The organism is Desulfosoma caldarium (genome assembly GCF_003751385.1).
Lineage (GTDB): Bacteria > Desulfobacterota > Syntrophobacteria > Syntrophobacterales > DSM-9756 > Desulfosoma > Desulfosoma caldarium.
On sequence record NZ_RJVA01000012.1, the window covers coordinates 64,884 to 87,465 of the forward strand.

Consider the following 22,582-nt stretch of genomic DNA (forward strand, 5'->3'; position numbering starts at 1 on the left):
ATCGATCATCCGTGTCCGCTGACCAGTTCATAAAAGAGCCCTTTCTTTTCCAAAAGTTCGTCGTATTGTCCCAGTTCTACGATGCGACCCGATTTCATGACCGCAATCTGGTCATAGTCGCGGATCGTTTCCAGCCGATGGGCCACGGAAATCACCGTGGCCTTCCCTCGCAATTCATGGTCCAGAAGCTGCTGAATACGGGTTTGGGAAGCCATGTCCAGGCTCGCCGTGGCTTCGTCCATGATGAGAATGCGGGGTTTTTTCAAAAGAGCTCGCGCGATGCCCACCTTTTGCTTCTGCCCACCGGAAAGGCGATCCCCCTTGCTGCCCACTTCAAAATCCAGCCCAATTTCCAGCACCGCGTCGTAGAGCTTTTCCTGCTTTAGCAGATCCACGACCGCTTCGGTGATCCGAGTCCATGCCCAGGACGTTTCTTCCTTGAGGCGGCCAAAGAGAATGTTTTCCAGCAGGGTTCGGCCCCTGAGATACTCCGTTTCCGAGTAACAGACAAAGAGGCCGGGATCCCTTTGTGTGCAGTACGTCTTGAACTGTGATCGGGATGCGAGAATGGCTTCGCGAAGTTCCTTGGGAACCACGATCATCTTGTGCACGCCGGGAATGACGCGCAGCGCCAGCGCTAGCAGGGCTTCTCGAATGGATGGCGGCAGGCGTTCCGGGCGAGCCGTTCCGTACTGTTCGAAGATATCGACGAATTGGTCCATCTCTTCCAAGGCAATGGGAGAATGCCGAAAGAAAAAGGGATCGTTCCGCAAGTCCCTCAAAAGGGGCACGGTGCGGTTGACCACATCCAAGCCCAGGCTCACCAGTGGCTCATCCAAGCCCACCTCTTCAAGAAATTGCCGAAAACGAGGTCGAGCCGGCAGCACTTCGCAAGGGCGGCCGTCTTCCACGGGGTAGCCGAAGATGATGTTCACCGCCACGGAGCTGTAGTCCAAGTAAAGGTTCATATCGAAAAATTCTACGGTATCCTGCAGCGCATCGCTCCATCGGGATCGAAACTGATGACGCAAGGCGACGATCTTTTCTCCCCAAAGGTGTTCCTTGGCCTGGTCTAGCACGGAATTGAGCCCGAAGCGCAAGACGTCTTCCGTAAGCCCCACTGCGTCGACCGCGTGAAGAATGTCTTCCAGTGCCGGGAGGTTCGGTTCATGATCCGCTGCAGGGACGGTGTTGAGCTGAAGTGCGCGTTTTCCGTACAGGATGTTGTCCTTGAGCGTGCCGTCAAAGATGAAGGGGTACTGGGACACAAAACCCAGATGCGGGCTCACGTCGGCCTTGGTCAAGTCTTTGAGTTCCCACTGATCCACGTATACGTGGCCTTGATTGTAACGGTAAAGCTGCGCCATCACCATGGCCAGCGTGCTCTTGCCGCTTCCTGACAACCCCACCAAAGCTAACCGTTCTCCCGGCGCCACGCGCAGGCTCACCTGATCCAGCAGGCGCACGCGGTCTTCCACTTCAAACACCAGATCCTCCACGGCCACAGCACCGCCCAGGTGCACCGGAGGCCGGTCCTCGGGCTGCAAAGGAAATTCCGGTTCCACGTCAAAGGCTTCTTGAATCCGCCGATAGGCCACGCGGGCGTCTTGGTAGCCCTGATAGAATTCCATAAGTTCCTTCCACGGGTCGTAAAGCTTTTCGTAGGCGGAAAGAAAAGCCACCAGAGCACCCAGGCTGAAGCGTCCCGTGATGCTGAAATAACCTCCCAAAAGGAAGAGCAGAAAAGGGCCGAGGCTTTGAAAGAAATTATTGGTAAACTTGATCCCGTACCGGTACAGGTTCATGCGATGCCGCAATTGAAGCAGCTTTTGGGAAAGTTGTTCCACTTTTCGACTTTCCAGATCATAGCCCGCATTGGCATGAATCTCTTGAATGCCGCTGATGGCTTCGCCGACAACACTGCTGAGTTTGCGCGTGGTGGTCACTCGGTCGCTGTTAATTCGATTGAACCGGTTTTGAAGCCTGGGGATAATCAAAATTTCTATGGGATACACGGCCAGGCTCAGAGCGGTCAGAATAGGGTTCAGAGTAAACATGTACACCCCAAAGGTGACCAAAGTCAGCACATTGACGGCCGGAACGGCAATGGCCCCTCCAAGAAAATCCCCCACGGAAGCGAGTTCTCCGGTGACGGAGGAAATGACCAGGCCCGGCGACGTGCGGCGATAAAACGGAATGGGCAATCGAATAAGGTGCCGATAAAGACCTATGCGCAGTTCATAAAGAATTTTTTGGCCAATGTAGCCCTGAAGCACGTTGATGAAATATTTTAAAAGGCCCGCCAACAGGACCGCGCCCATGTAGAGACCGCAGTAAAGGAAAAGGGTGTGAATCTTGCCGAAACGAATCGCTTCGTTGACAATGCGTTTTTGCATTTCTAGGGGAAACACTCGCAAAAACACGGTCAAGACGATGGCTACCAAAAGCACCACCTGAAGGCCTCGGCAGCGCGTCAAGGCCCAAAACCAGAGGGGTTTCTTCAGTATCATGGGTAAGTCTTTCTCCGAAATATGTGTTCACAGGAATGAGTTCGCACAAGGTTGTGCGTTCGAGCCGGATTCCAATAGGCCTCATGAGGGATCCAGTGATGCTACAACACGGTTGGCGGCAAAAGTCAACGCATGGCCTTTCCAGGACGGTCCATGCCCAGATCTTTTCTAGAAGATGGAGGATGCTTAACCTCTTTGCGGAGGATGAAAAACCCATGCCCAAGGCTTCTGACACCGGTACCTTTGATCCTCAGGATTCCCGAAACGCCTGCATCGGCCCCGCGCTTGTGACCTGGTTCCTTGGCCACCAAAGACCGCTGCCCTGGCGGCGCCACTACGATCCCTACGCCGTTTGGATTTCGGAAATCATGCTGCAGCAGACCCAGATGTCCAAGGTCGTGCCTTATTTTGAGCGCTGGATGAAACGGTTTCCCAATGTGCAGGCTGTGGCAGAAGCTCCCCTGGACGCTCTGCTGCAGGCTTGGGAAGGGCTCGGCTATTACCGGCGCGTTCACCACCTCAAGGCCGCCGCCCAGCAGATCATGGCGCAGCATGGCGGCAAGCTGCCTTTCGATGAGGCGTCCCTGCGACGACTTCCCGGCATTGGCCCTTACACGGCGGCCGCCGTGGCCAGCCTGGCCTTTGGCCGCCCCGTGGTTGTGCTAGATGGCAATGCGCAACGCGTGAGCGCTCGACTGCTGGACTGGCCGGCGCCCGTGAAGGAGGCCCGCAGCCTTAAGGTTCTGCGTCAAGCTTTGGAACACTGGATGCCCTCCGGCCACGCTCGAGAATTCAATCAGGCGGTCATGGAATTGGGGGCCTTGATCTGCACGCCCAGAAATCCTCGCTGTGTGCAATGCCCGGTATGCGCATGGTGCCGAGCCTACGCTGCGAAAACGGTGGCTTCTCGGCCCGTTATGTCCGGCCGCCCGTTGACCGAGGCCGTGACGGTGGCGGTGGGTGTGTTGTGTGATAACGGCAAGGTTTTTATTCAAAAAAGGCCTCCCGAAGGACTCATGGCTGGTCTGTGGGAATTCCCGGGAGGCAAGGCTCAGAAGGGCGAGACACCGGAAGGGGCGCTTCGGCGCGAATTGGCCGAGGAGCTGGGGGTGACGGTGAGCATCACGGAAAAGATCACGGAAATTCGCCATGCCATCACCCGGTTTCGCCTGCACCTGCACGCCTTTCGCTGTGTACTGAATCCGCCCGAGCAATCCATCAGGCTGCGCGTCGCCACGGAAGGACGCTGGGTCCCTGTGGACGCGCTGGACGGCTACGCCTTTCCTTCGGCCAATCGGCGCCTGATTCGCCTCTTGCAGTCGGCAGGGGAGGAGCGGCGGTGATCACCGTGGCCTTTTCCACGCATCGGCTGGAAGTGCTTAAGAAAGCGGAGACGATCATGCGCACCCACGACACGGTCGCGCTGGAAGAGCCGCCTCACCCGAATTTTTACGCCATGCTCGAAGGGCACATGTCTATTCAAGAATATCTGGAAAAATCCGATTACGAATTTCCCCGGTTCGCCCGCGCTTCCTGCCTTCTTTACCGCAGACTTCACGCTCAGGGAAAACACCTGCTGCAGGTGGACCCCTACTTGGAACACCTGAACCGACTGCACGACTTTTTTGCCGATGGCGGGGACGCTCATGCCCTTGACCCTAAAGACGCGGCCTATGAGGTCTATCATGCCGAAAGAAGGGCGACGGCGACCCTTTTGGATTTTTATGCCAAATCCGTGAGCGCGCCGTTCTCAGACGTGGTGGCGTCCGTGGTGGCCTTTGCCAGAGCGGACGCTGCCCGCATTGGCTTGAGGGATCGCATGAGGGCGGAAGCGCTGACAGTCGTGGCCGAGGGCTCTGAAAGCCTCTACGTCGAATGCGGCTACATTCATTGGAGTCTGTTTCGACATCTGCAGCGGCTTTTGGGAAGACGGACGAGGCTACGGCCGCTCTTTCTGCTAGATCAAGAGGCGCGTCGTCGCATCGGCAAAAAACAGGTCCTGGGCCCGGGGGATCGGCTCACGCTGCGCCTGGTCTTTCGTGAAAATTTACGCACACCTTTGCTGTCCCTGTTGGCGGCCCAGAGCCTCATTTTCATCAAACTGGTGCATAAAGAGGAAATGAGCCCTTCTCAGGGATCGTTTCCGCACCTGGACGACGAAGCACAAGCTGATCGATGGACGCGCTGCCTTTCGTGGAAAGATTGCGAGAGACTGTGGCCCCTTGTGCGTCAAAAGCCTTCACAACCCGCGCAAGATATCGTGCGCAGCTACCTTCAGGAAAGGTTTAACCATGACTTTGAAAAGCTTGAAACGGTTCACCCTAATGCTACTGGCGGCGGCTTTTTCGACTCTTTGGGGCTGCGCCGGCCTTGAAAAAGAACGGCTTGCCATGCCCAAGGGGATGATGGAATTCAAACCTGCGGTCAACGACATCGTGGATCTCCACACGGGAAGGAAACTCGATTTTAACGAGCTTCTCTCGGAACTGGAAAAGGCTCGCGTGATTTATGTGGGCGAGGTCCATTCGCGTCAAGCGGACCATGAAGTCCAGCGGCGCATCGTGGAAGGCCTTTGGCGCCGTGGCAAAAAAATCGGTGTGGGCTTGGAAATGCTTCCTCGAGGCACGCAAAGGGAAGTGGATCGTTGGGTGCAGGGGGAGCTGGAGGAGACGGCCTTTCTAGAGGCCGTGCATTGGAACGAATACTGGGGTTTTCCGTTTGCCCTTTATCGCCCTCTGTTCGTCTTTGCTCGGGAACAACGCATTCCCCTGCGAGCTCTCAATGCACCGCCGGCTGTGGTGCGCAAGGTGTCCCGGCAGGGTCTGGCGTCCTTGAGCGACGACGAACGCCAAGACATCGCTCGACACTTCTTCACCGAGGATGCAGCCCATCGAGCCTTTATTGAAGAAGAATACAAGGCCCATGTGCCGGGCGGGATTCGCGATCTGGAGAGTTTCTACGAAGCCCAGTTGGTCTGGGACGAAACCATGGCCGAAAGTTTGGCCGTCTGGTTGGTGCAGAACCCCTTGGATCACGTGGTGGTCTTGGCGGGCAAAGGACACGTCAATCAGCGGTTTGGCATTCCCGAGCGCGTGCGCCGTCGCGTGGAACATCGCTATGCTGTGGTGGTGCCCGAGGCGGTGAATGAAGGTCCGGAACGCCTCACGCCGGCGGTGGGCGATTTCCTCGTGGTGACGCCTGAAGAGAAGCCGTTTCCCGGCCATGGGCTGCGGCTGGGCGTGCGACTGGAAAGAAATACGGACGGGGCCGGGGTGCGCGTGCTGGACGTGGTTCCGGGGAGTCGCGCGGAGCAGGCGGGGTTTCGCCCTGGCGATCGAATTGTCGCCGTGGACGGCCAACCCGTTTCCGAACTAAATATGTTGCATCAAATGGTTCAGCAACGAGTGCCCGAGCTGGTTTTCACTCTTGAACGGGACGGCCGCACGGTGACCGCCACCGTTCGCTTTGAACCGTAGGCCAGGGTCGAAAGGCATTCAAAAAGAAAGGCGTCTCCGAGGCCTCACGAGCCTAAGCAGAATAAAGAGATAAGATACTTAAGCTGGCTTTGGTGGTAGGCGCTTTGAGTGGGGTAGTTCTCTTGGGCTGCAGTTCGCTTACAGGAGAAAAACTGCCGGGGAATTCATCGACGATGCCACCATCACGACGGAAGCTCAAGCCATCATCGTCAAGGATTTGGCCGCGCACGACCTTCAAAATCAATGTGGCGACCACCAAAGGTGATGTGGTTCTCATGGGCTTTATCTTTGACAGGGCGGTCCAGGAGCGCATCGTGAGCAAGATCGAAAAGATCAAGGGCATCAAATCGGTCAAGAGCCTGCTTAAAGTTCAAAAATAGCCCCGCGATCGACCACAGGGGCCTGCCTTCTCGAAAGAGAGGGGCCGCCGCCTGCTGCCGGGTTATAACGTCTTCGAGCTCGAAAAACGCCGGGCGGCCACACGGGCCGCCCAAGGGGTTTTGAAAAGGCCCTCCCACTCGTCTGTGGACAGGCCCGCTAATGTTATTCGTCTTGCAGGAAAGCTTCAATGTCTACGCGAAACGGCGTGCTTTTCCACAAGCCTTCCCGTTGCAGCCGTTCTTTGAGCGCCCGGGCCGCTTGTTTTGCCGTGGCGTCGTCGGCTTCTTCCATTTGTTCCAGTAGTCGTTCCATGGCCAATTTATCCGTCAAATGCACCGACTGAGCCTTCCCCAAAAGGCCTGGCGGCGGCGACGGTTTGGGTTGAGAAACAGGCGAAGCGGTCGGCCCCGGCCCATGACCGCGGCCACCGGGCACCTCGGTTGGCCTCTCGGTCTTTGGCGTGAATGCGGGCTTTGGCGGCATGGATGTCGGCATGCCGGGTTCGGTTTCATTCCCCGGGCCCGAAGCTTTGCCGGTTCCGGGCTTGGGTGTTGAAGGTTGGGAAGGTGCCGCACCGGGAATCATGATCGCCGCCCACCCCATGGGGAGGCATTGGGTCTCACTCTTGACCCAGACCCTTCGGGACTTGGGCGCGGGCTCTTGACCCCGATCATGCCCGCAGACGTTTCGAATATCTTGGCGAAGCCCATCGCTCCACAACAGATTGACGGTGGTGGACAACATGCCGCTTCCAAACCCGATGCGGAAGAGGGATCCCTTAGTTCGCTCCCGAATATTCTGGTACCACGAGCGAAGCTGGCGAGCTTCAGAGACGCCTTTATCCGTGAGAAATGCCGTTTCGTGCCCCAAAACGTCCTGATTCATGCGCCTTGCCAAGAGCAGTACCTGCTTAGGTGACGGTTTTCCAGAAAGCGGCAAGGTCTTCTTCGGATTTTCCTTTTGAAACATTTCAAACAGCTGGTGATCCCAAGAGATTTCCGTGACAAAAGTGCCCCCCACGACTGCTTCCACCCAAATGACCAAGTCGCCGCCGCCCTTCGGTTTTTGGCTCCAATAGTGTGTTCCGTCGCCTCTTTTGGAAAGGAACCGTATGGGGATGACCCGGGTCTGCACTTTCCCGTTCAGTGGATAGGCGTCGCGCACCTTAAGGCATCGCAGAATATCCTTGTTTTGATCGTGAGGTTTTCCTTTAAGGTTCCACGACTGAAGGACTTCTCTCTGAAGATCGGCCGATAAGAACTTTTTGGCGCGCTCTCGACTTCTTTCTCCCCTGAGTTTCTGAATCCAGCCCTTGACCTGTGTTTCGAGAGGATGGTTTTTGCCTTGAGCGTGGGCGGCTTGGCTTTTCAAGCTCGCGTAGAGAAAAGCAGTGCGCAGCACGCCCTTAATGGATGTGGCAGGAAGGTACACTCGGCCGAAGCCGTCTCGTGTAAAAGGACGAAATTCCGCCATGTCTGGGCCGCCTCCGGGAACGGAATAGGCGGCTACTTCGGGTCCGATCTGTCGCTCCTCGACACCCCGGGCATGCTGTTTCAAAAACCCGCTCAATCCAACGCGTCTCAGGTTCCCGGAAAAGGATTCGAAAACGAAACGATCCATGAGGTTCCTTTGCATCAGAAATCGGCCCAGTTTCGATTCATCCACCACATGAACCCTGTGTCCGTCAAAAAGGTATTCCATGGGCAACAGGGCACCTTCTCGCGTTCCGATATGAATCGGTGAAACCACCATGAGGTGCACGACAAGCTTTTCCAAGGGTTCAGCCGCCTCCCACGACGGTGCCGCCTGACCTATCATGAAACGCCTCCGATACCATGCGCTTAAGGAAACCAAAACCCCATACCGCTGCGATACACGCGGTGGGAAAGCCCCAAGTCCGGCCCTTGGTCAGGTGTGACATCCACCAACCGGCCCAGCAGGGAGCGAGTTGCCACCGTGCCTTCTTTAAGGAAATGGACTCGCTTGCGTTTCAAAGTGGTGGCATAGCGTCCCGTGACCACAAACCCTCGGCTTTCTTCGAAGTCCCAGGCTTTGAGAACCGCGGAAAGTTCGGGTACTTCGTGGGCGGCCGGCGCGTATCGGGAAAGAAGCACAAACTGCGCGCTTTCGTGAGTCACAGGCACGTTCGGCCAGGCTTCCTCCAGCGGCACAAACCCATGAAACCGAAAGGTGCCCAGTCCGTAGGTTCGTTCCCCTCCAAGGCCCATATCCTCGAGAAGGGCAAAGGCGGCATGAAGCCGCGACTTCCAAGACTCGTCCCTAAATCGTACCAGCCCGTAAAGGCCCGCGCCCGGTCGAAAATGGATCACCCCGCACCACCAGAGGACACTGTTTTGCGATGAACGGTCCAGGGCGACGCGGGGGCGAAGACATGTGGAAAACCATCCTTCACCCGTGTCGGCATTCCAAGGGCGAGCCAGTCGGCGGGCGCTTTTTTGTATCTCTTCCAGCGCCTCGCTCGTCATGGGCCGGTTTCCCAACCAAGACAGAACATGGCGAGGGTCCAAGTAACGAATTTTTTTAAGTTCTTTTCCCGCCCTTTGCAGATCCTCGGTTTTAGTCATCAAAGGGGACGTCATAGGCCGTGGTAGAGCGTAAAGGCGGCGCGCGCCATTGTTGGGGTCCGGCCCGTAGGGAAACAGAGAACTCAACACAAACGGCGGATTTTCTTCTTGAAGCGCCATCAGCGCTTCGGAGACTTCACCCATAAGGGCAAACGCATTAAGCAGGGCCGATGTCAGGGAATCCGACGGCAGAGACTCCTGTGTTTCCTCTAGCCCAATGCCCTGGCGTCCGAAATGGGCCCCCAGGGGGAATTCAAGATGATACAGATACGTTTTCATGGAATCCCTCTCGGGTTCAGTCTTTCGCGCCGTTTCGGAAAAAGTCTGCCAATATGGCCAGGTCTTCCAACTTGGTCACCGTTGTTTTCTGGTCAGCTTTTCCTCGATAATAGTCCACCTTTCGGGCTTCGATCGCTTCGAACTCAAAACGCACGTGCCCGTAACCTCGAGATCCGTGCCCGCCCAGCGCATCGTCCTCAAGCAGAGCCAGAGACAATTGGAGGTTGCGAAGGTCTTCAGCCAGTGTTTCCAAATCCTCGACATCATAGACCAATGAGAAGTCGAACTTGGTTCCTCGAGGCACCCGCTCCAGGTTTCTGGGATTGGCCGCCGAGGTTACCCGATCGATGCCGTTTTCAAATTTCCACTCCGTAAAAAGAAGTCCCGTATCAATGGCTTCCAGTTCCTGGCGACTCTCTTTCGTGAGCCGCATGTCGCGCACCTTGAGGCGAGCCGGAAAGTTTCGGTTATTTTCGCCGGGACCTGTGGATCCGAACAGGCGACACACGGGGCAGTGGAGCGCTCCGGGATACGAAAATTCGGCGTTTTTGTAGTTCCTATTTTTGTTCTCGCCAGGATTCCAGTCGTTGCATTCATGGCGGCTGATGCCACTGCCCCCGTCCCGGTTGGGCAGCAGGTTGGGGTGAGCTTTTTCCATGAGGGACCGAAGTTTTCCTTTGAGCGAACTGCCGGGAACATAGGGTTCCGAGGTAATGGGATCGCGCACCACGGGGCTGTCCAAGGATCCGATTTCCAGGTTTTCTTTGGACGCTCCAATATGAAGCCCGCTTAGGCATTCCATGACCCCTTTCAGAATGATCTTGCCCAAAAACTTGCGATACGTCTCGGGTGCCATGCTCGTTTCCTCCCTTTAGTCTTTGCCGCCGTGGTAGCGGTGGTACGCAATAATGCTCTCCATGAAACGCAAAAACTTCATGAAATTGTCATGGGTTTGCGCGGCGGATTTGACCGCCGGATCCAGTAGTTCCGCCAAATCTTTTACATCTCTGTGACGCCCGGCGGCGTAGGCCAGTTTGGGCCGAAGCAGGACAATCTGGTCTTTGACCTTGTCAAAGTCTTCGGGATTTTTCAGTTGGGCCTCCACCTTGCGCGCTCCGTCGAGAAACCGGCGAATCTGATTCATCTTCACCTGTCTCGCGACGGCCTTGCCCACGGCGTCCGCAATGTCCACCAGTCGGTCCATGCTGAGTTTTTTCAGGTCGGCGAGTTCAGCCCTGAATTGCTTAATGTTCGTCTGATCCGTTCCCCCGCTCATCCTTTGTCTCCTCCTTGCGCATCATCATTAAGAGAATGAGAAGCGCCGCCTCAACGTGGCGCCACCCATCGGCCTTGCTGGAAAACATGTAATTTTTGAGGGCCATCCACTCCTTTTCCAAAGATTCTGCCACACGGGTTCTTCCAAAAAGGTAAGCCAACTTGGGAAGAGCCCAGACGCCTTGACGGCGCTGCAGGCGCACGAGCTGCAAAAGCCGGTAAAAAAATCCCTTGGAAAGCCCGTGGGCTCGAGGGCGCAGATGATCGGAGTCGATTTCCACGAAAGGTTGAAGCACCTGCAATGCTTTCAGAACGTTGGTGACGTCTGGGCTCTTGTCGTCCTTCCAGGGAAAAGTGTGGGATCCCAGAAGGGTAAATGCCCTTCGACCCGAAACCTCTTGGCCGCCCTCGCGCCGAGGGCTCTTGGCCTGCTCTTCGGCGAAGCCGGCCGCATCGGCCAATCGATAGACGGGTTCATGAGCGCTGCCCACGGCCATGCCCGCCGACACGGTGATGAACGGGTTGGCCGTGAACTGGGAGAAGGCACTTTGAATGTCCAGTGCCGCTTCTAAAATGTCCAGCCAGTGGCCAATGAGAAACAGATCGTCTCCGCCCGAATAAACGAGGCTCAGAAGCCGAGGCCCATCGGGGCGCTGGGCCAGTCGCGTCTTGGCCGGATAGCCGTCTGCGCCTTCCAGAATGGCGTTGATGTGGTGTTTGAAAAAGAGGCTGAATTGCCGAGATAGCGCCGCGGTGAGAGAAAAGGTGCGTTCCCCGTGAGGAAGCGCTTGGGAAAAGATGCGGCCCAGCCGATCCACGTCCATGCGCAGCACGGCGATCCGTTCCATGCCAAAGCCTTTCTGAGCCATGGATTCCAGATCCTGAGGCGCGTTTTCAGGCGGAAGGTAAATGCCGGCAAAAAGAGGGCGGCTTCCGGGGTGCGTGTAATGGGCGAGGTCCCAGTCGTTCAGGTGATAGACCGCATCGGGTTGGGACTCCAGGTGGGGGCGCAGCTCGCCGGAACGCACCGCTGCAGGTTGATAGTATCGGTTGTCGATTTTCACGTAACGGTCTCTTTCCAGGCCCTTCGGCTCCGTGCGCCAGCGGTGGATCACCTGATGTGCGCCGCGCCGTGAGGCCCGTTGCAGCAAATCGCCAAGAACATATTGGTCGCGACATGGCTCACAGACGGGAAGGGCCGCTTCCCGAATGGTCAACTGCTTCAGGGGCAAGTCCTCACGACCGCACACCTGGCATTTGTCCACATAGCAATCGGGGTTCGGCTCCTTGGGCTCGGCAAGGAGTTCCTTCAAGAACGCCTCACCCTTTCTTTTCTTGGCCTCTTCCAAAGCTGCCGCCAATTGTTGCCACACGCCGCTGACGTCCCTCAGGTCTGCCTTGCGAAAGGGAACCCAGCGAACAAACAGCTCTAAGGTGCCGTTAAAGTCGCGAAAGAGATACTCGTTCAGCCGCTGCGCCTCTGTTTGAAGGGTGCTTTCCACGCGGGGCAGGTTGGGCGCCACCAGGTAGAAATGGCCGCCGCCGGTGAAGATGACGTTGCATCGAAAGAGCCCCAAAGCTTCCAGAAGAGTGTCGACGGCGTGTTCCAGGAAGAGCTCCAGGAAAAAAGATCGGCCCTTGAGGGATTTTAGGGCGCCTTTAGACGAAATGGTGTAGATGAAGCGTTGAACACCCGACAGGTCACCGCCCACAAGGAAAAAAGGGCAGTCCGCATCGTGGCTCCATGAGGCTTCTCCGGTGATTTCTTCCCGAAGCAGTTTTTTATCCCACACGTCTTCGTATTTGTGCAGGTAGTAATCGGCAAGACACACGGAAAAGGCTGCCGTGGTCTTCAGGTGATCGTAAAGGGAAATATCGGGATGTTTGCGATACGCTGCCTCGTTGTCATTTTCTTTGAACCGCAGCGTCATGGAAGGAATGGCACCGGTGTATTTTTCAAGAAGGTGTAAAAGAACGTCCACGTTTTGATGGTTCCCATGACTTTTGATTTTTTCAAAGTCGCGTTCAAAAGCCTCCCAGAGCTGCCGGTACGCGGCCTCAGAGTTTTCCCCTTCTCGTCTCGTCGGGGGGTGCCATGGTGCCGGAATTCCGTTTTTCAGCGGCAAGGTCCAGTAGGCCGGCGGGGGCGCACTTGTGGGTGGATCCTCGTGCGGGTTGTGCACCCTGGAAAATACACAGGCCAGGGGCACACTGCGCTGCCAAGTGGCCGAGGTTTCCTTAACCGAAGCACGCGTGGTACGCCGCTCCGATGCCGAACAATTGTCGGCTTCGTAAAGGACCATCAAGTCATTGCTTTTCCAGACCAGCTCGTCGGAGCCATGATGGCTTCGAGCGCCTTCGGCCACGAGGGCATCATCATAGTGGAGTTGAAGCCATTCATGGCCGATCTTTCCATGCGTCAACCCTTGGTCCTGGGGCAACTGAGCCCGCTGTTTGAATTTTCCTAAGTCGTGCAAAAGACCTGCCAGGCACCGCGTGCGTGGAGTGACATGGGAACCCATGGATCATTCCCCCTCTGTATCGTCTTCGAAGTCGTATCGACCAAGGCCGAAGCTGGTGCCTTTGCCCACGTGAATCCATCGGCCGGCACTGAGATAGGGGCCAAAGGTTTTTAAATCTCCTTCAAAAATAACGTCACCCACCAGACCCCCTAGCCGCATCCTGCGCCCTTGCCGATGGGAATACCGCTCCCAGTCAAACCATCGCGTGCGGTTTTCTGCGACGCGAACCGACCGGGCCTGTTCCAGCAAGGCAGGAACCGGCAAGTCTAGGTCCTTATGGGTTTCCGATTCCGCGTGAAACTTGTAAAGATTTGCCAAACGCCTGAGCAGCGTGGCCATGAGCACATAAAAATCGGGACGGCGCACAGGTTCACCTTGAGACACCAGGCGAACCGGAGTCAAGAAGCGGAACCTCGCGCGACCCTGAGCCAAGACCGACGCCTGGTCGTGGTTTAGGGTCAAAGACAGCTTTTTTTCGGGAAGTCGAAGCGTTCCGTCGCTGTAGAGCTCTTCCCACGGGTTACCCTGGGCGTCGAGGGAAAGGACCCGCTTCACGTCAAAGGTGCCTCGCCCCTTGCCGATGCCCAAGTCCCCCATGCGTTGTGCCGCCAGGACCAGATAAGGAGTCCATTGAATGGCCCGACCGATTACGGTCATGTCAAAGGACCACAGGGCGCCGGTTTCCAACCGCATCGGACCGTCCATGCGCAGCTGCAACACGAATGGGTGAGGAGCATTGCGGTATCGAAGGTCTTCCGGCGATTCGCGAAGAAGGGGCGTTTCAAAGAGATAAACGTAAAGGCAGGAAAATCGCAAAAGACAGGTGTCACAGGAACGCCGCCGTGCCGCACAGCAGCTGTGTTTGAGCGCCGTACCCAAGGCGCCGCGCAGCGTGCTTCCTTTATAAGCTGGAAGTTCGATGGGTTTCCGCGCTTGAATGTCCACGCGTAGGCGCACGCAATGCAGTGGCCGCAACCCGTTTTCCATTTCCGCACTCCCACGGTGTTTGGTCCAGGATCTTTCGACCAAAGTGAAGGAGTCTGTCCCATTTTAGCGAAGGAACGGACCTTTTTCCGAATCCTTGTCGAAGCAGGGAAAGCCTCAATCTGAAATCACCCCGTGCGGCTTTCCTACGCGGAACATGCCGAAAAAGGTCGTCGTCATCGCACAGACGGAAAAATTTTAAAGCGTTTCTCCATTTCATAAGCCACCGGCATGTGGTGCCTTTAACCTGAAGGCGGGAGAACTTCAGTTCCCCTCGACCTTTCCATGCGGCCTTGCGGATCCATTTTTCAAACCGGGAATTGTGAAATGTTTCGCTCATTCAGGGGACACCTGTCAAGAGGCGTCTTTTTGAAAAAAGCTCGGTGATGGCCGTAGGGGTTTTATGGATGCGGGCAAGGTCATCGAGGGCATTGAAACTTTGGGGAAAGGGGATCGACCATGGCGGAAAAAGTCCTTTCATTGGTGGCGAGAGGGGCGGCCGTGAGCGCCGAGGAGCAGGGCGCGCCGAATGTGGCCGCAACGGAACATGACGTCGCTTTTTTGGATGATCTAGCGGTGCAGGGACACCGTGTGCAAGGGTTGCAAAAGGCCTTTCAGCGCCTATGGGCGGAAGTGGAAGGCCTGCGCGCAGAAGCCCGTTGGCAGGAAATGGTGGATCTACTGCATCCGGTGGAGGAACGTTTTCCGGAGTTTGTGGAGGCGGGTTTGGGACCGGCCCTTTGGGGCGAAGTCTCCTTTGCCTTGTCTCATCTCAAGCGCTACGACGCAGCTTTAGACCTGGCGCGTCGATGCGTTCAGGAATGTCCCGACGACTACCATGCCCATGCGCGGCTTGGCTATGTGGCCTATGATAGCCTCTATGCGGCCCGGAACCGTGAAATCCTTTTGCACCCGGAAGAACGCAAGGCTCGGCTGGAACTGGCCCACAAGCACTTGGCCACGGCTCAGGCGCTGCGTCCGGACAATGTGACCCAGTTCTACCGCCAGGGCATGCTCTACAAGGCCTTGCAGAACAAGCCGGATCGTGCTTTGCCGCTTTTTCAAACGGCGGTGAAGAACTGGGATGCTTTGGACGAGGGGCAAAAGAAGGTGCGGCATCAAGAGCGCAAAAACGTGGTCAAGGCGCTGTACCAGTGGGCTTCCTGTCTCTTGGCTTTGGGAAACCCAAAGGAAGCGCTGGCGGTGCTCACGCGTTGTGTGGAAGAAGACCATACCTCGCAGTACGTGTCCATGGTGCATAAGTACTTTGCCTTGGGCAAGGTGCATTTTGCCCTGGATAACTACACCGAGGCGGCTCAGGCTTTGGATTTTGCAGCAACGCAGGCCGACGGAGCGGAGCACGACTATGTGTTTGAACTGAGAGCTCGCATCGCCTTGGCGCAAAGGCGACTCGACGAGGCGGAACAGGCTTTGGCGCGCATTCCTATGGCTCGGCGCCGTCCCTACGTGTTGTGGACGGAGGCCGATGTGTTGGCAGCTCAGGGCCGGCTGGAACAGGCCAAAGGCGTGTTGAAAAAGGCAGCGGAAAAGGATCGCCGAGGGCGCCACAAGTCTTTGGTGCGGTTGGCCAAGATTGCCTTTCGGGAAAACGCCATAGAAAAGTGCCTGCAGTGGGCTCAAGAGGCCAACGCCTTTTGCCGCGAAAACTACCAAAACCCTCACGACGAAGCGCTCTTTTGGGAAGCGGCGGCCTACTACCGCCTGGGCCGCATGAAGGAAGCGTGGGAAGCGGTGTCGGAGCTTGGAATTTATCGGCCGCGTTATCCTCACCTTGCCGAACTGAAAAAGAAAATCGCCCAAGCTCTGAATGCTCGTTAGGAGGCGATCATGAAGGAAGGGAAAAGCTCGCCGCGCACCGACGTCCATACCAAGGTGGATTACGCTCTGGTGCTGCGCACGCTGGAAAAACACATTGCCGAAAATCGTGATCCCGAATCGGTGCTGCGCCGGGTACGCCGGCCGGAATTCTGGCGACGTCTCGGCCCTGAAGACGCCTTGCGGTGCGCGAGGCTGGCCCAGGCGGCCGGTGATATGGCCGCGGCGCTGGCCGTTTTGGAATGGCTCACCACCGAGGTTCCGGACTTTGTGGAAGCCTGGCGGGAAAGAGTGGCGCTGTTGGAAATCCTGGGCAGGAAAAAACCACCTTTGGCCTCCACGTCAAACGTGTCGGCAACTCAGGGTTCGAGCGCCGAGCCCGAGACGGTGCCCGATGTTCCTTGGGACGAACCACAGCCGGTAAACGAAGAGCCCAAGGTTACGGGTTTGGGCGAAGATGAGGATTTTTCGCGAGTGGAGGGCCCGTTTTGGGAATGGCGGCGTCGCGAAGCGGCCATCGCGCGTTACCTGGAATTATTTCGAGGTCGTGAAGACTGTTTTGCGCGCCAGTGGGTGGACCGGGCCAAGGGAAGCCAGGGCTATGTGCCGGTGCGGCGGCCCATGGAGGCCGGGGACGTGTTGGAACATCTTCAGGGCCGAAAGACCTACGGCATCTATCTTCTACAGCAGGACAGCCGTGTGCGTCTGGGCGTGATCGACGCAGATCTGGCCATGGGATTGCGTTCTTCGGAAGCCTTGAAGCAGAAGCGGGATCTGGTGCGCCGTGAGCAGCGGTACCTTTTGACGCGTCTTGTGGAATTGGGCCGTGAAAGAGGGCTACCGTGTCTGGTGGAATTCAGTGGCGGCAAAGGCTTTCATTTCTGGTTCTTTTTGGAAGAACCCTTACCGGCGGGATGGGTGCGTTCGGTGCTGCAGCGCTTGGTGGCGCGGTTGCAGCCGGATTTATCGGTCTTTCAGTTGGAAGTTTTTCCCAAACAGGACCGTTTGGAAGGCAAGGGACTGGGGAACTTGGTCAAGCTGCCGCTGGGAACGCATCGCTTGACGGGGCGGCCGTCCTATTTCGTTCACATCAAGGATCGATCCATGGATGCGCAGCTGGCCCTTTTGGAAAAGGTGCATCGCATACCGAGGGCGGTTTTTCAGAAAGCCGGTGCCGGCGGGGACGGGGCTTCGGTGTTGGTGCATCCGAGGCGGGAAAAGTGGGCGGCGGATTATCCGGAATTGGCGGTCCTTGAGGATCGCTGTGCGGCCCTGGGGCAGATTCTTGTGGAATGTCGGAATCACCACACCTTGACCGTTCGAGCGGAAAAGATTCTTTACGGCACCTTGGGGTTTTTGCCTCGAGCCAAGGTCTTGCTGCATCATGTGCTGAAGGCTCTTCCGGAGTACAACCCTCACTGGGTGGATTTTCAATTATCAAAGGTTCGAGGAACCCCACTGGGGTGCCGGAAGATTCACCGGCTTTTGGGGTTGGAAGTGCCCTGGTGTGCTTTTGACACGGACATTCGCTATGCGCATCCCCTGCTGCATTGCCCTCAATGGCAGGAGCCCGCGGGGGCGGCCAAGGCGGAACGGGTTGAAAACCTGAGGGATGCCTTGGATGGACTGAAGGAAGCCCTTCGCCTGGTGGAGCGCTTTTTGGACAGGGGGGCACCCTTGAAGCGAGTGGACTGAGCGGGGGAATGGGGCCGTGGAACGCTACTATGTTCTGGAACCGGGGACGTACCTGAGAAAGGACGGGGAGAGTCTTCTCGTCATGCGCGGAAACGAAGCCGTGGGCCGCGTGCCGCTTGAGGGGCTGGAGCAATTGGTGCTGGTGGGTTCGTCTTTAAGCGGCGCGGTGGTGCAGGAACTGGTGCGGCGCCGAGTGGAAACGGTGCTCTTGAGTCCTTGGGGCCAGTTTCGCGGGCGCTTGGTGGTGGACGAGCACAAGCACGTGGCGCGGCGCAAGGCCCAATACTTGGCCTTCAGTGACCCTAGGCAGGCGGTTCACATTGCTCGACGCATTGTGCAGGCCAAGCTGAAAAGCGGCGCTCGATTTCTTTCTCGAAGGGCCGGCGAATACGGTCTCATGGCTTTGCGAAAGACGGCGGCCCAAATGATGGGGCTGGCCCGCATGGTGGCGGTGGAGGAAAACATGGAAATGGTGCGCGGCCTGGAAGGTCGTGGGGCGCATCTTTACTTTGAGGTTTTCAAGGATTTGGTGCGCGCTCCGGGCTTCCATTTTTCGGGGAGGACCAAGAGGCCGCCGCGCGATCCCATCAATGCGCTTTTATCTTTTGTCTACACCTTACTTACCAACGAAGTTCTGACGGCGGTGAAGATCGTTGGCTTGGATCCCTATTTGGGAACTTTGCACACGGAAGAATACGGCAGGCCGTCTTTGGCCTGCGACCTGGTGGAAGAGTGGCGCACCCATTTAGGGGACCGCTTGGTTTTGGGCCTCATTAACCGGCGTGTGGTGACCCCGGAAGATTTTGTGGAGCGAGCGGTAACGGCTGCGGATGGTGTGGATGAAGAGGATCTTCGAGCCCATCGGCCGGTGGAAATGAAGCCCAAGATTGCCCGGGCCTTTGTGGATGCCTATGAGCGATGGATGGGGACATCGATTCAATGTCCTTTTGCGGGCACCATGAGCACCTATCGGGGTCTTATTCGGGATCAGGCCCGTCGGTTTCTTCGCTTTCTCATGGGGGAGGCGCCCACATACGAACCTTTTCCTTGGTGGACGCTTTAGTGGCGCCTGGGCCGCACGCTCTACGGCATGCTTTTTGGGAAGAACTTGTGCCAGCGGGGAAGGCTCAAAGGGCGGAAGGGGCCGTGAGGGTACCCGGCGTTTTCTGCGTGGGACGTATCGGGCGACCTTGGGCGGATTGGGTGGGCCACGAGGTGTGAGTCATGTCCATGTTCTATGTGGTGTGTTTTGACATCAGTGACGATCGTACGCGCTATCGCGTCGCTAAGGTCCTGAAGGGCTATGGTTATCGAGTGCAAAAGTCCGTTTTTGAGTGCCCACGGCTGACCGAAAAGAAGCTGCTGACGCTCATGGACCGTGTAGACCGGCTCATTGACCACACAACGGACACGGTGCGCTTTTACCGTCAGTGTGAAGCGTGCCTTAAGTCCTTTGAGCACGTAGGTCTGGGCCTGACGCCGGAAAGACAAAGCTACGGGGCGGTGTAAAGTGACCGATCGCAGTTTGGAAGGAGTGGCCTGGCAGGTATGGGGACGGCACTTCGAACGGGCCTGTTTGAGGCCAAGGCATGACCAAACGGCTTAAGTTCAGGATATGCGGGCGAAAGTGCCAAGTTTTGGGAGGTCCTTTGCCCATTTGGACCGAGAATGTCTAACTCTTTGAAAACACTCAACCCACTTCCAAACGGTGCTCCGAACCGTGATAACAAAGCAATGACAACATGTTACGATGGTCGATGCCACTTCAGCGCCCGCATGAACCCCTCACAAGGTCCCCCTTAAAGAGAGGTGCTCCCAATTGCGACCCAAAAACCTTGACAGGACGCGGCTCGGCGGCCTAACAGTTCGAAGGTAGGCCCCGATTCGAGGGGATTGAGACTGGGTCAACCGTATAGATTGCAAGGCCTCTACCGCGTTCGAAGGTAGGCCCCGATTCGAGGGGATTGAGACACAAAAAAAAGGCGCACTCACGTTGTGAGTGCGCCACGTTCGAAGGTAGGCCCCGATTCGAGGGGATTGAGACAAAATAATAGAACTCTATTTCACGATTCATGCATGGTTCGAAGGTAGGCCCCGATTCGAGGGGATTGAGACGCCCTGGTCCATGATCCACCTGGAAACGTCCAGGTGCGTTCGAAGGTAGGCCCCGATTCGAGGGGATTGAGACAAATCATCCGCCTTCAACCGATGCCCCAACTTCCTCAGTTCGAAGGTAGGCCCCGATTCGAGGGGATTGAGACTTTACCTCCCATTTTTCGAGTGAACAAAAAAAAGAGTTCGAAGGTAGGCCCCGATTCGAGGGGATTGAGACTTTTTCGAGTGAACAAAAAAAAGACGCAATGGCACTGTTCGAAGGTAGGCCCCGATTCGAGGGGATTGAGACAGAATCTTTATTTGGGAACACTCCGTCTACTTCGGTTCGAAGGTAGGCCCCGATTCGAGGGGATTGAGACATATGGAGACCAGGAGCCAACACCTTGCTCATACCCGGTTCGAAGGTAGGCCCCGATTCGAGGGGATTGAGACAATAGCTCAGCCATTCTCTTGCCTTGTCTTCCATTGTTCGAAGGTAGGCCCCGATTCGAGGGGATTGAGACGAGTTAATGTCCCCAAGATCAACATCTTGGGGCAAATCCAGTTCGAAGGTAGGCCCCGATTCGAGGGGATTGAGACCCGCTCTGCTCCCCTTAGGTTACTCTAGCTCCCGCAATGTTCGAAGGTAGGCCCCGATTCGAGGGGATTGAGACTGAAGCGGGGCAAACAAAAAAGGGGAGACAGAGCGGCGTTCGAAGGTAGGCCCCGATTCGAGGGGATTGAGACAATCGCCCAAACCCCTCCACCATTCATGGTGAGTTGTTCGAAGGTAGGCCCCGATTCGAGGGGATTGAGACAATTCGGTATCACCCCATGAAAGCGCGAGACCGAATTGTTCGAAGGTAGGCCCCGATTCGAGGGGATTGAGACAGGGGTTAACAAAAAAAGGCGCACTCACGTTGTGTGAGTTCGAAGGTAGGCCCCGATTCGAGGGGATTGAGACGAAAGCGCGAGACCGAATTGCCCAACTGAAAACTGCGTTCGAAGGTAGGCCCCGATTCGAGGGGATTGAGACCATTTTGGCCTCCATTGCTTGTGGTGAACAAAAAGCGTTCGAAGGTAGGCCCCGATTCGAGGGGATTGAGACGTGTGTGAGTGCGCCAAAGTTTAGCCTAGGTTTTGAAGTTCGAAGGTAGGCCCCGATTCGAGGGGATTGAGACCTAAAGCATCCATGTCACAAGGCCTATGCTTCATGAGTTCGAAGGTAGGCCCCGATTCGAGGGGATTGAGACAAAAATACGGCTTCAGAGATTTACACTTGGCCGTAAGGTTCGAAGGTAGGCCCCGATTCGAGGGGATTGAGACTTGCTATAGAACTGGACCATAATCTCCATTTTTCTGTTCGAAGGTAGGCCCCGATTCGAGGGGATTGAGACCTGCGACCAGGATTGCTCCTGGTCTCCAGAATCTATAGTTCGAAGGTAGGCCCCGATTCGAGGGGATTGAGACCGCGAATCCGGCTCGTATCACCGGCGGGGAACCTCATGTTCGAAGGTAGGCCCCGATTCGAGGGGATTGAGACTTGTCCGATTGACCACAACGGACCAATGGTCCGTTGGGTTCGAAGGTAGGCCCCGATTCGAGGGGATTGAGACTGTTGAGGCATCAATCCGCCCGTTGACCCAGTAGTTCGAAGGTAGGCCCCGATTCGAGGGGATTGAGACAAGAGCCCCGACAATGCCGCTTTCCACCTTGCCACGGTTCGAAGGTAGGCCCCGATTCGAGGGGATTGAGACGCTGTTTGGTTCTTCATCGAACCAAACAGCCCATTGAGTTCGAAGGTAGGCCCCGATTCGAGGGGATTGAGACCAAAGCACATTGACTCCGCCACAATCATACAGAATGATTGGTTCGAAGGTAGGCCCCGATTCGAGGGGATTGAGACCGCTTTCCATTTCACCATGGAAAACGAAGGTTGTCCGAGTTCGAAGGTAGGCCCCGATTCGAGGGGATTGAGACTATTCCAGCTCGTCTTTCACGGCCTTGAGGCCGTAGAGTTCGAAGGTAGGCCCCGATTCGAGGGGATTGAGACATGCACTTTCTCGCACAATGGGAACTCAAAGCGTTGTTCGAAGGTAGGCCCCGATTCGAGGGGATTGAGACAATGACAGCCTGTGAAGACGATGTTGATCTTGTCTGGTTCGAAGGTAGGCCCCGATTCGAGGGGATTGAGACAACCAAGCTTGATCCTTTCCTGGTTTCGATATGCAGGTTCGAAGGTAGGCCCCGATTCGAGGGGATTGAGACACTTGGCCGTCTTTTGTGATTAGCTTGTAATCACAAAGTTCGAAGGTAGGCCCCGATTCGAGGGGATTGAGACCAGCACTTTACATGAACACTCAACCCTAACACTTCCGTTCGAAGGTAGGCCCCGATTCGAGGGGATTGAGACCCCATGCGTCTTCACTAAACCCATGGTCAATGATAGACAGTTCGAAGGTAGGCCCCGATTCGAGGGGATTGAGACTCCTTTTCTAATTCAATACTGATTCTCATGGCGCTGTTCGAAGGTAGGCCCCGATTCGAGGGGATTGAGACTCGCACCCCCTCGCCGACGGTCTCCCGCCGGCCGTGTTCGAAGGTAGGCCCCGATTCGAGGGGATTGAGACATCGTTTTTCTTTTGTTACGCTGATCCACATGATAAGTTCGAAGGTAGGCCCCGATTCGAGGGGATTGAGACGATTTGCGGTATAGATCGCAAACCCCCTGGCAGTTGAAGTTCGAAGGTAGGCCCCGATTCGAGGGGATTGAGACTTTCTTCCCCCTTTGCTCAAGTGTCTTGCGCGATGTGTTCGAAGGTAGGCCCCGATTCGAGGGGATTGAGACTTACCCGGATCCCAGCCCCGGGATCCAGGACGAGTAAGTTCGAAGGTAGGCCCCGATTCGAGGGGATTGAGACTGATATGCAGGCCCTATGATATCT

Annotated in this window: 16 protein-coding genes and 1 CRISPR repeat array (1 of these 17 running past the window's edge); of the genes, 8 read left to right on the forward strand and 8 right to left on the reverse strand. The window is 56.4% G+C overall.

Features of this window, described 5'->3' with window-relative positions; all coding sequences use genetic code 11:
• Positions 1 to 5 precede the first annotated feature (5 nt).
• Positions 6 to 2,510 (reverse strand): ABC transporter transmembrane domain-containing protein, encoded by a 2,505-nt coding sequence (locus tag EDC27_RS08525; protein WP_123290211.1) that lies wholly within the window; start codon positions 2,508 to 2,510, stop codon positions 6 to 8.
• Between the two features lie 215 nt (positions 2,511 to 2,725).
• On the opposite strand from EDC27_RS08525, the gene mutY reads away from it, so the two are divergent.
• The 3 genes from mutY to EDC27_RS08540 are packed head-to-tail and all read left to right on the forward strand — an operon-like array spanning position 2,726 to position 5,986.
• Complete coding sequence (gene mutY / locus EDC27_RS08530; RefSeq protein ID WP_123290529.1) at positions 2,726 to 3,853, forward strand: A/G-specific adenine glycosylase; 1,128 nt, start codon at positions 2,726 to 2,728, stop codon at positions 3,851 to 3,853.
• Positions 3,850 to 4,884, forward strand: coding sequence for a hypothetical protein (locus tag EDC27_RS08535; RefSeq protein ID WP_123290212.1), 1,035 nt, complete (start codon positions 3,850 to 3,852; stop codon positions 4,882 to 4,884). The genes mutY and EDC27_RS08535 overlap by 4 nt, the downstream gene beginning before the upstream one ends.
• A complete protein-coding gene (locus tag EDC27_RS08540; RefSeq protein ID WP_123290213.1) occupies positions 4,802 to 5,986 on the forward strand; it encodes a ChaN family lipoprotein in 1,185 nt (394 codons plus the stop codon). Before EDC27_RS08535 ends, EDC27_RS08540 begins: the two co-directional genes overlap by 83 nt.
• Before the next feature lie 52 nt (positions 5,987 to 6,038).
• On the opposite strand, the gene EDC27_RS15995 is transcribed toward EDC27_RS08540, so the two are convergent.
• Positions 6,039 to 6,263 carry a hypothetical protein gene (locus EDC27_RS15995; RefSeq protein WP_170161709.1) on the reverse strand — a complete coding sequence of 75 codons (225 nt, stop codon included), beginning with the start codon at positions 6,261 to 6,263 and terminating at the stop codon, positions 6,039 to 6,041.
• On the opposite strand from EDC27_RS15995, the gene EDC27_RS16000 reads away from it, so the two are divergent.
• Entirely contained in the window at positions 6,262 to 6,366 is a 105-nt protein-coding gene (locus EDC27_RS16000; protein ID WP_245994397.1) for a hypothetical protein, read from the forward strand. The genes EDC27_RS15995 and EDC27_RS16000 overlap by 2 nt on opposite strands.
• A gap of 163 nt (positions 6,367 to 6,529) precedes the next feature.
• Here EDC27_RS16000 and csm5 read toward each other — a convergent pair whose 3' ends face one another.
• The 6 genes from csm5 to cas6 form a co-directional block, all read right to left on the reverse strand.
• On the reverse strand, positions 6,530 to 8,143 hold the full coding sequence (gene csm5 / locus EDC27_RS08550) for a type III-A CRISPR-associated RAMP protein Csm5 (RefSeq protein WP_170161711.1): 1,614 nt from the start codon (positions 8,141 to 8,143) through the stop codon (positions 6,530 to 6,532).
• Positions 8,144 to 8,208: 65 nt separating this feature from the next.
• A complete protein-coding gene (gene csm4 / locus EDC27_RS08555; RefSeq protein WP_123290216.1) occupies positions 8,209 to 9,231 on the reverse strand; it encodes a type III-A CRISPR-associated RAMP protein Csm4 in 1,023 nt (340 codons plus the stop codon).
• A gap of 16 nt (positions 9,232 to 9,247) precedes the next feature.
• A complete protein-coding gene (gene csm3, locus EDC27_RS08560; RefSeq protein ID WP_123290217.1) occupies positions 9,248 to 10,087 on the reverse strand; it encodes a type III-A CRISPR-associated RAMP protein Csm3 in 840 nt (279 codons plus the stop codon).
• Between the two features lie 15 nt (positions 10,088 to 10,102).
• Positions 10,103 to 10,507, reverse strand: coding sequence for a type III-A CRISPR-associated protein Csm2 (csm2, locus tag EDC27_RS08565; protein WP_123290218.1), 405 nt, complete (start codon positions 10,505 to 10,507; stop codon positions 10,103 to 10,105).
• Positions 10,476 to 13,028, reverse strand: coding sequence for a type III-A CRISPR-associated protein Cas10/Csm1 (gene cas10, locus EDC27_RS08570; protein ID WP_123290219.1), 2,553 nt, complete (start codon positions 13,026 to 13,028; stop codon positions 10,476 to 10,478). The genes csm2 and cas10 overlap by 32 nt, the downstream gene beginning before the upstream one ends.
• Positions 13,029 to 13,031: 3 nt before the next feature.
• Positions 13,032 to 14,015, reverse strand: a complete 984-nt coding sequence (cas6, locus tag EDC27_RS08575; protein WP_123290220.1) for a CRISPR system precrRNA processing endoribonuclease RAMP protein Cas6 — start codon at positions 14,013 to 14,015, stop codon at positions 13,032 to 13,034.
• A 456-nt stretch (positions 14,016 to 14,471) separates the two neighbouring features.
• On the opposite strand from cas6, the gene EDC27_RS08580 reads away from it, so the two are divergent.
• The 4 genes from EDC27_RS08580 to cas2 all read left to right on the forward strand — a co-directional run bounded on the left by EDC27_RS08580 (position 14,472) and on the right by cas2 (position 19,052).
• Positions 14,472 to 15,851 (forward strand): tetratricopeptide repeat protein, encoded by a 1,380-nt coding sequence (locus tag EDC27_RS08580; protein WP_123290221.1) that lies wholly within the window; start codon positions 14,472 to 14,474, stop codon positions 15,849 to 15,851.
• A 9-nt stretch (positions 15,852 to 15,860) separates the two neighbouring features.
• Positions 15,861 to 17,543: a CRISPR-associated primase-polymerase type A1 gene (locus EDC27_RS08585; RefSeq protein WP_123290222.1), complete on the forward strand. Its 1,683-nt coding sequence runs from the start codon at positions 15,861 to 15,863 to the stop codon at positions 17,541 to 17,543.
• A 16-nt stretch (positions 17,544 to 17,559) separates the two neighbouring features.
• Complete coding sequence (gene cas1, locus EDC27_RS08590; RefSeq protein WP_123290223.1) at positions 17,560 to 18,606, forward strand: CRISPR-associated endonuclease Cas1; 1,047 nt, start codon at positions 17,560 to 17,562, stop codon at positions 18,604 to 18,606.
• A gap of 161 nt (positions 18,607 to 18,767) precedes the next feature.
• Positions 18,768 to 19,052, forward strand: coding sequence for a CRISPR-associated endonuclease Cas2 (cas2, locus tag EDC27_RS08595; RefSeq protein WP_245994400.1), 285 nt, complete (start codon positions 18,768 to 18,770; stop codon positions 19,050 to 19,052).
• Positions 19,053 to 19,407: 355 nt separating this feature from the next.
• A CRISPR array of direct repeats spans positions 19,408 to 22,582; the repeat unit is 36 nt; unit sequence GTTCGAAGGTAGGCCCCGATTCGAGGGGATTGAGAC; it runs 8,593 nt beyond the window's last position.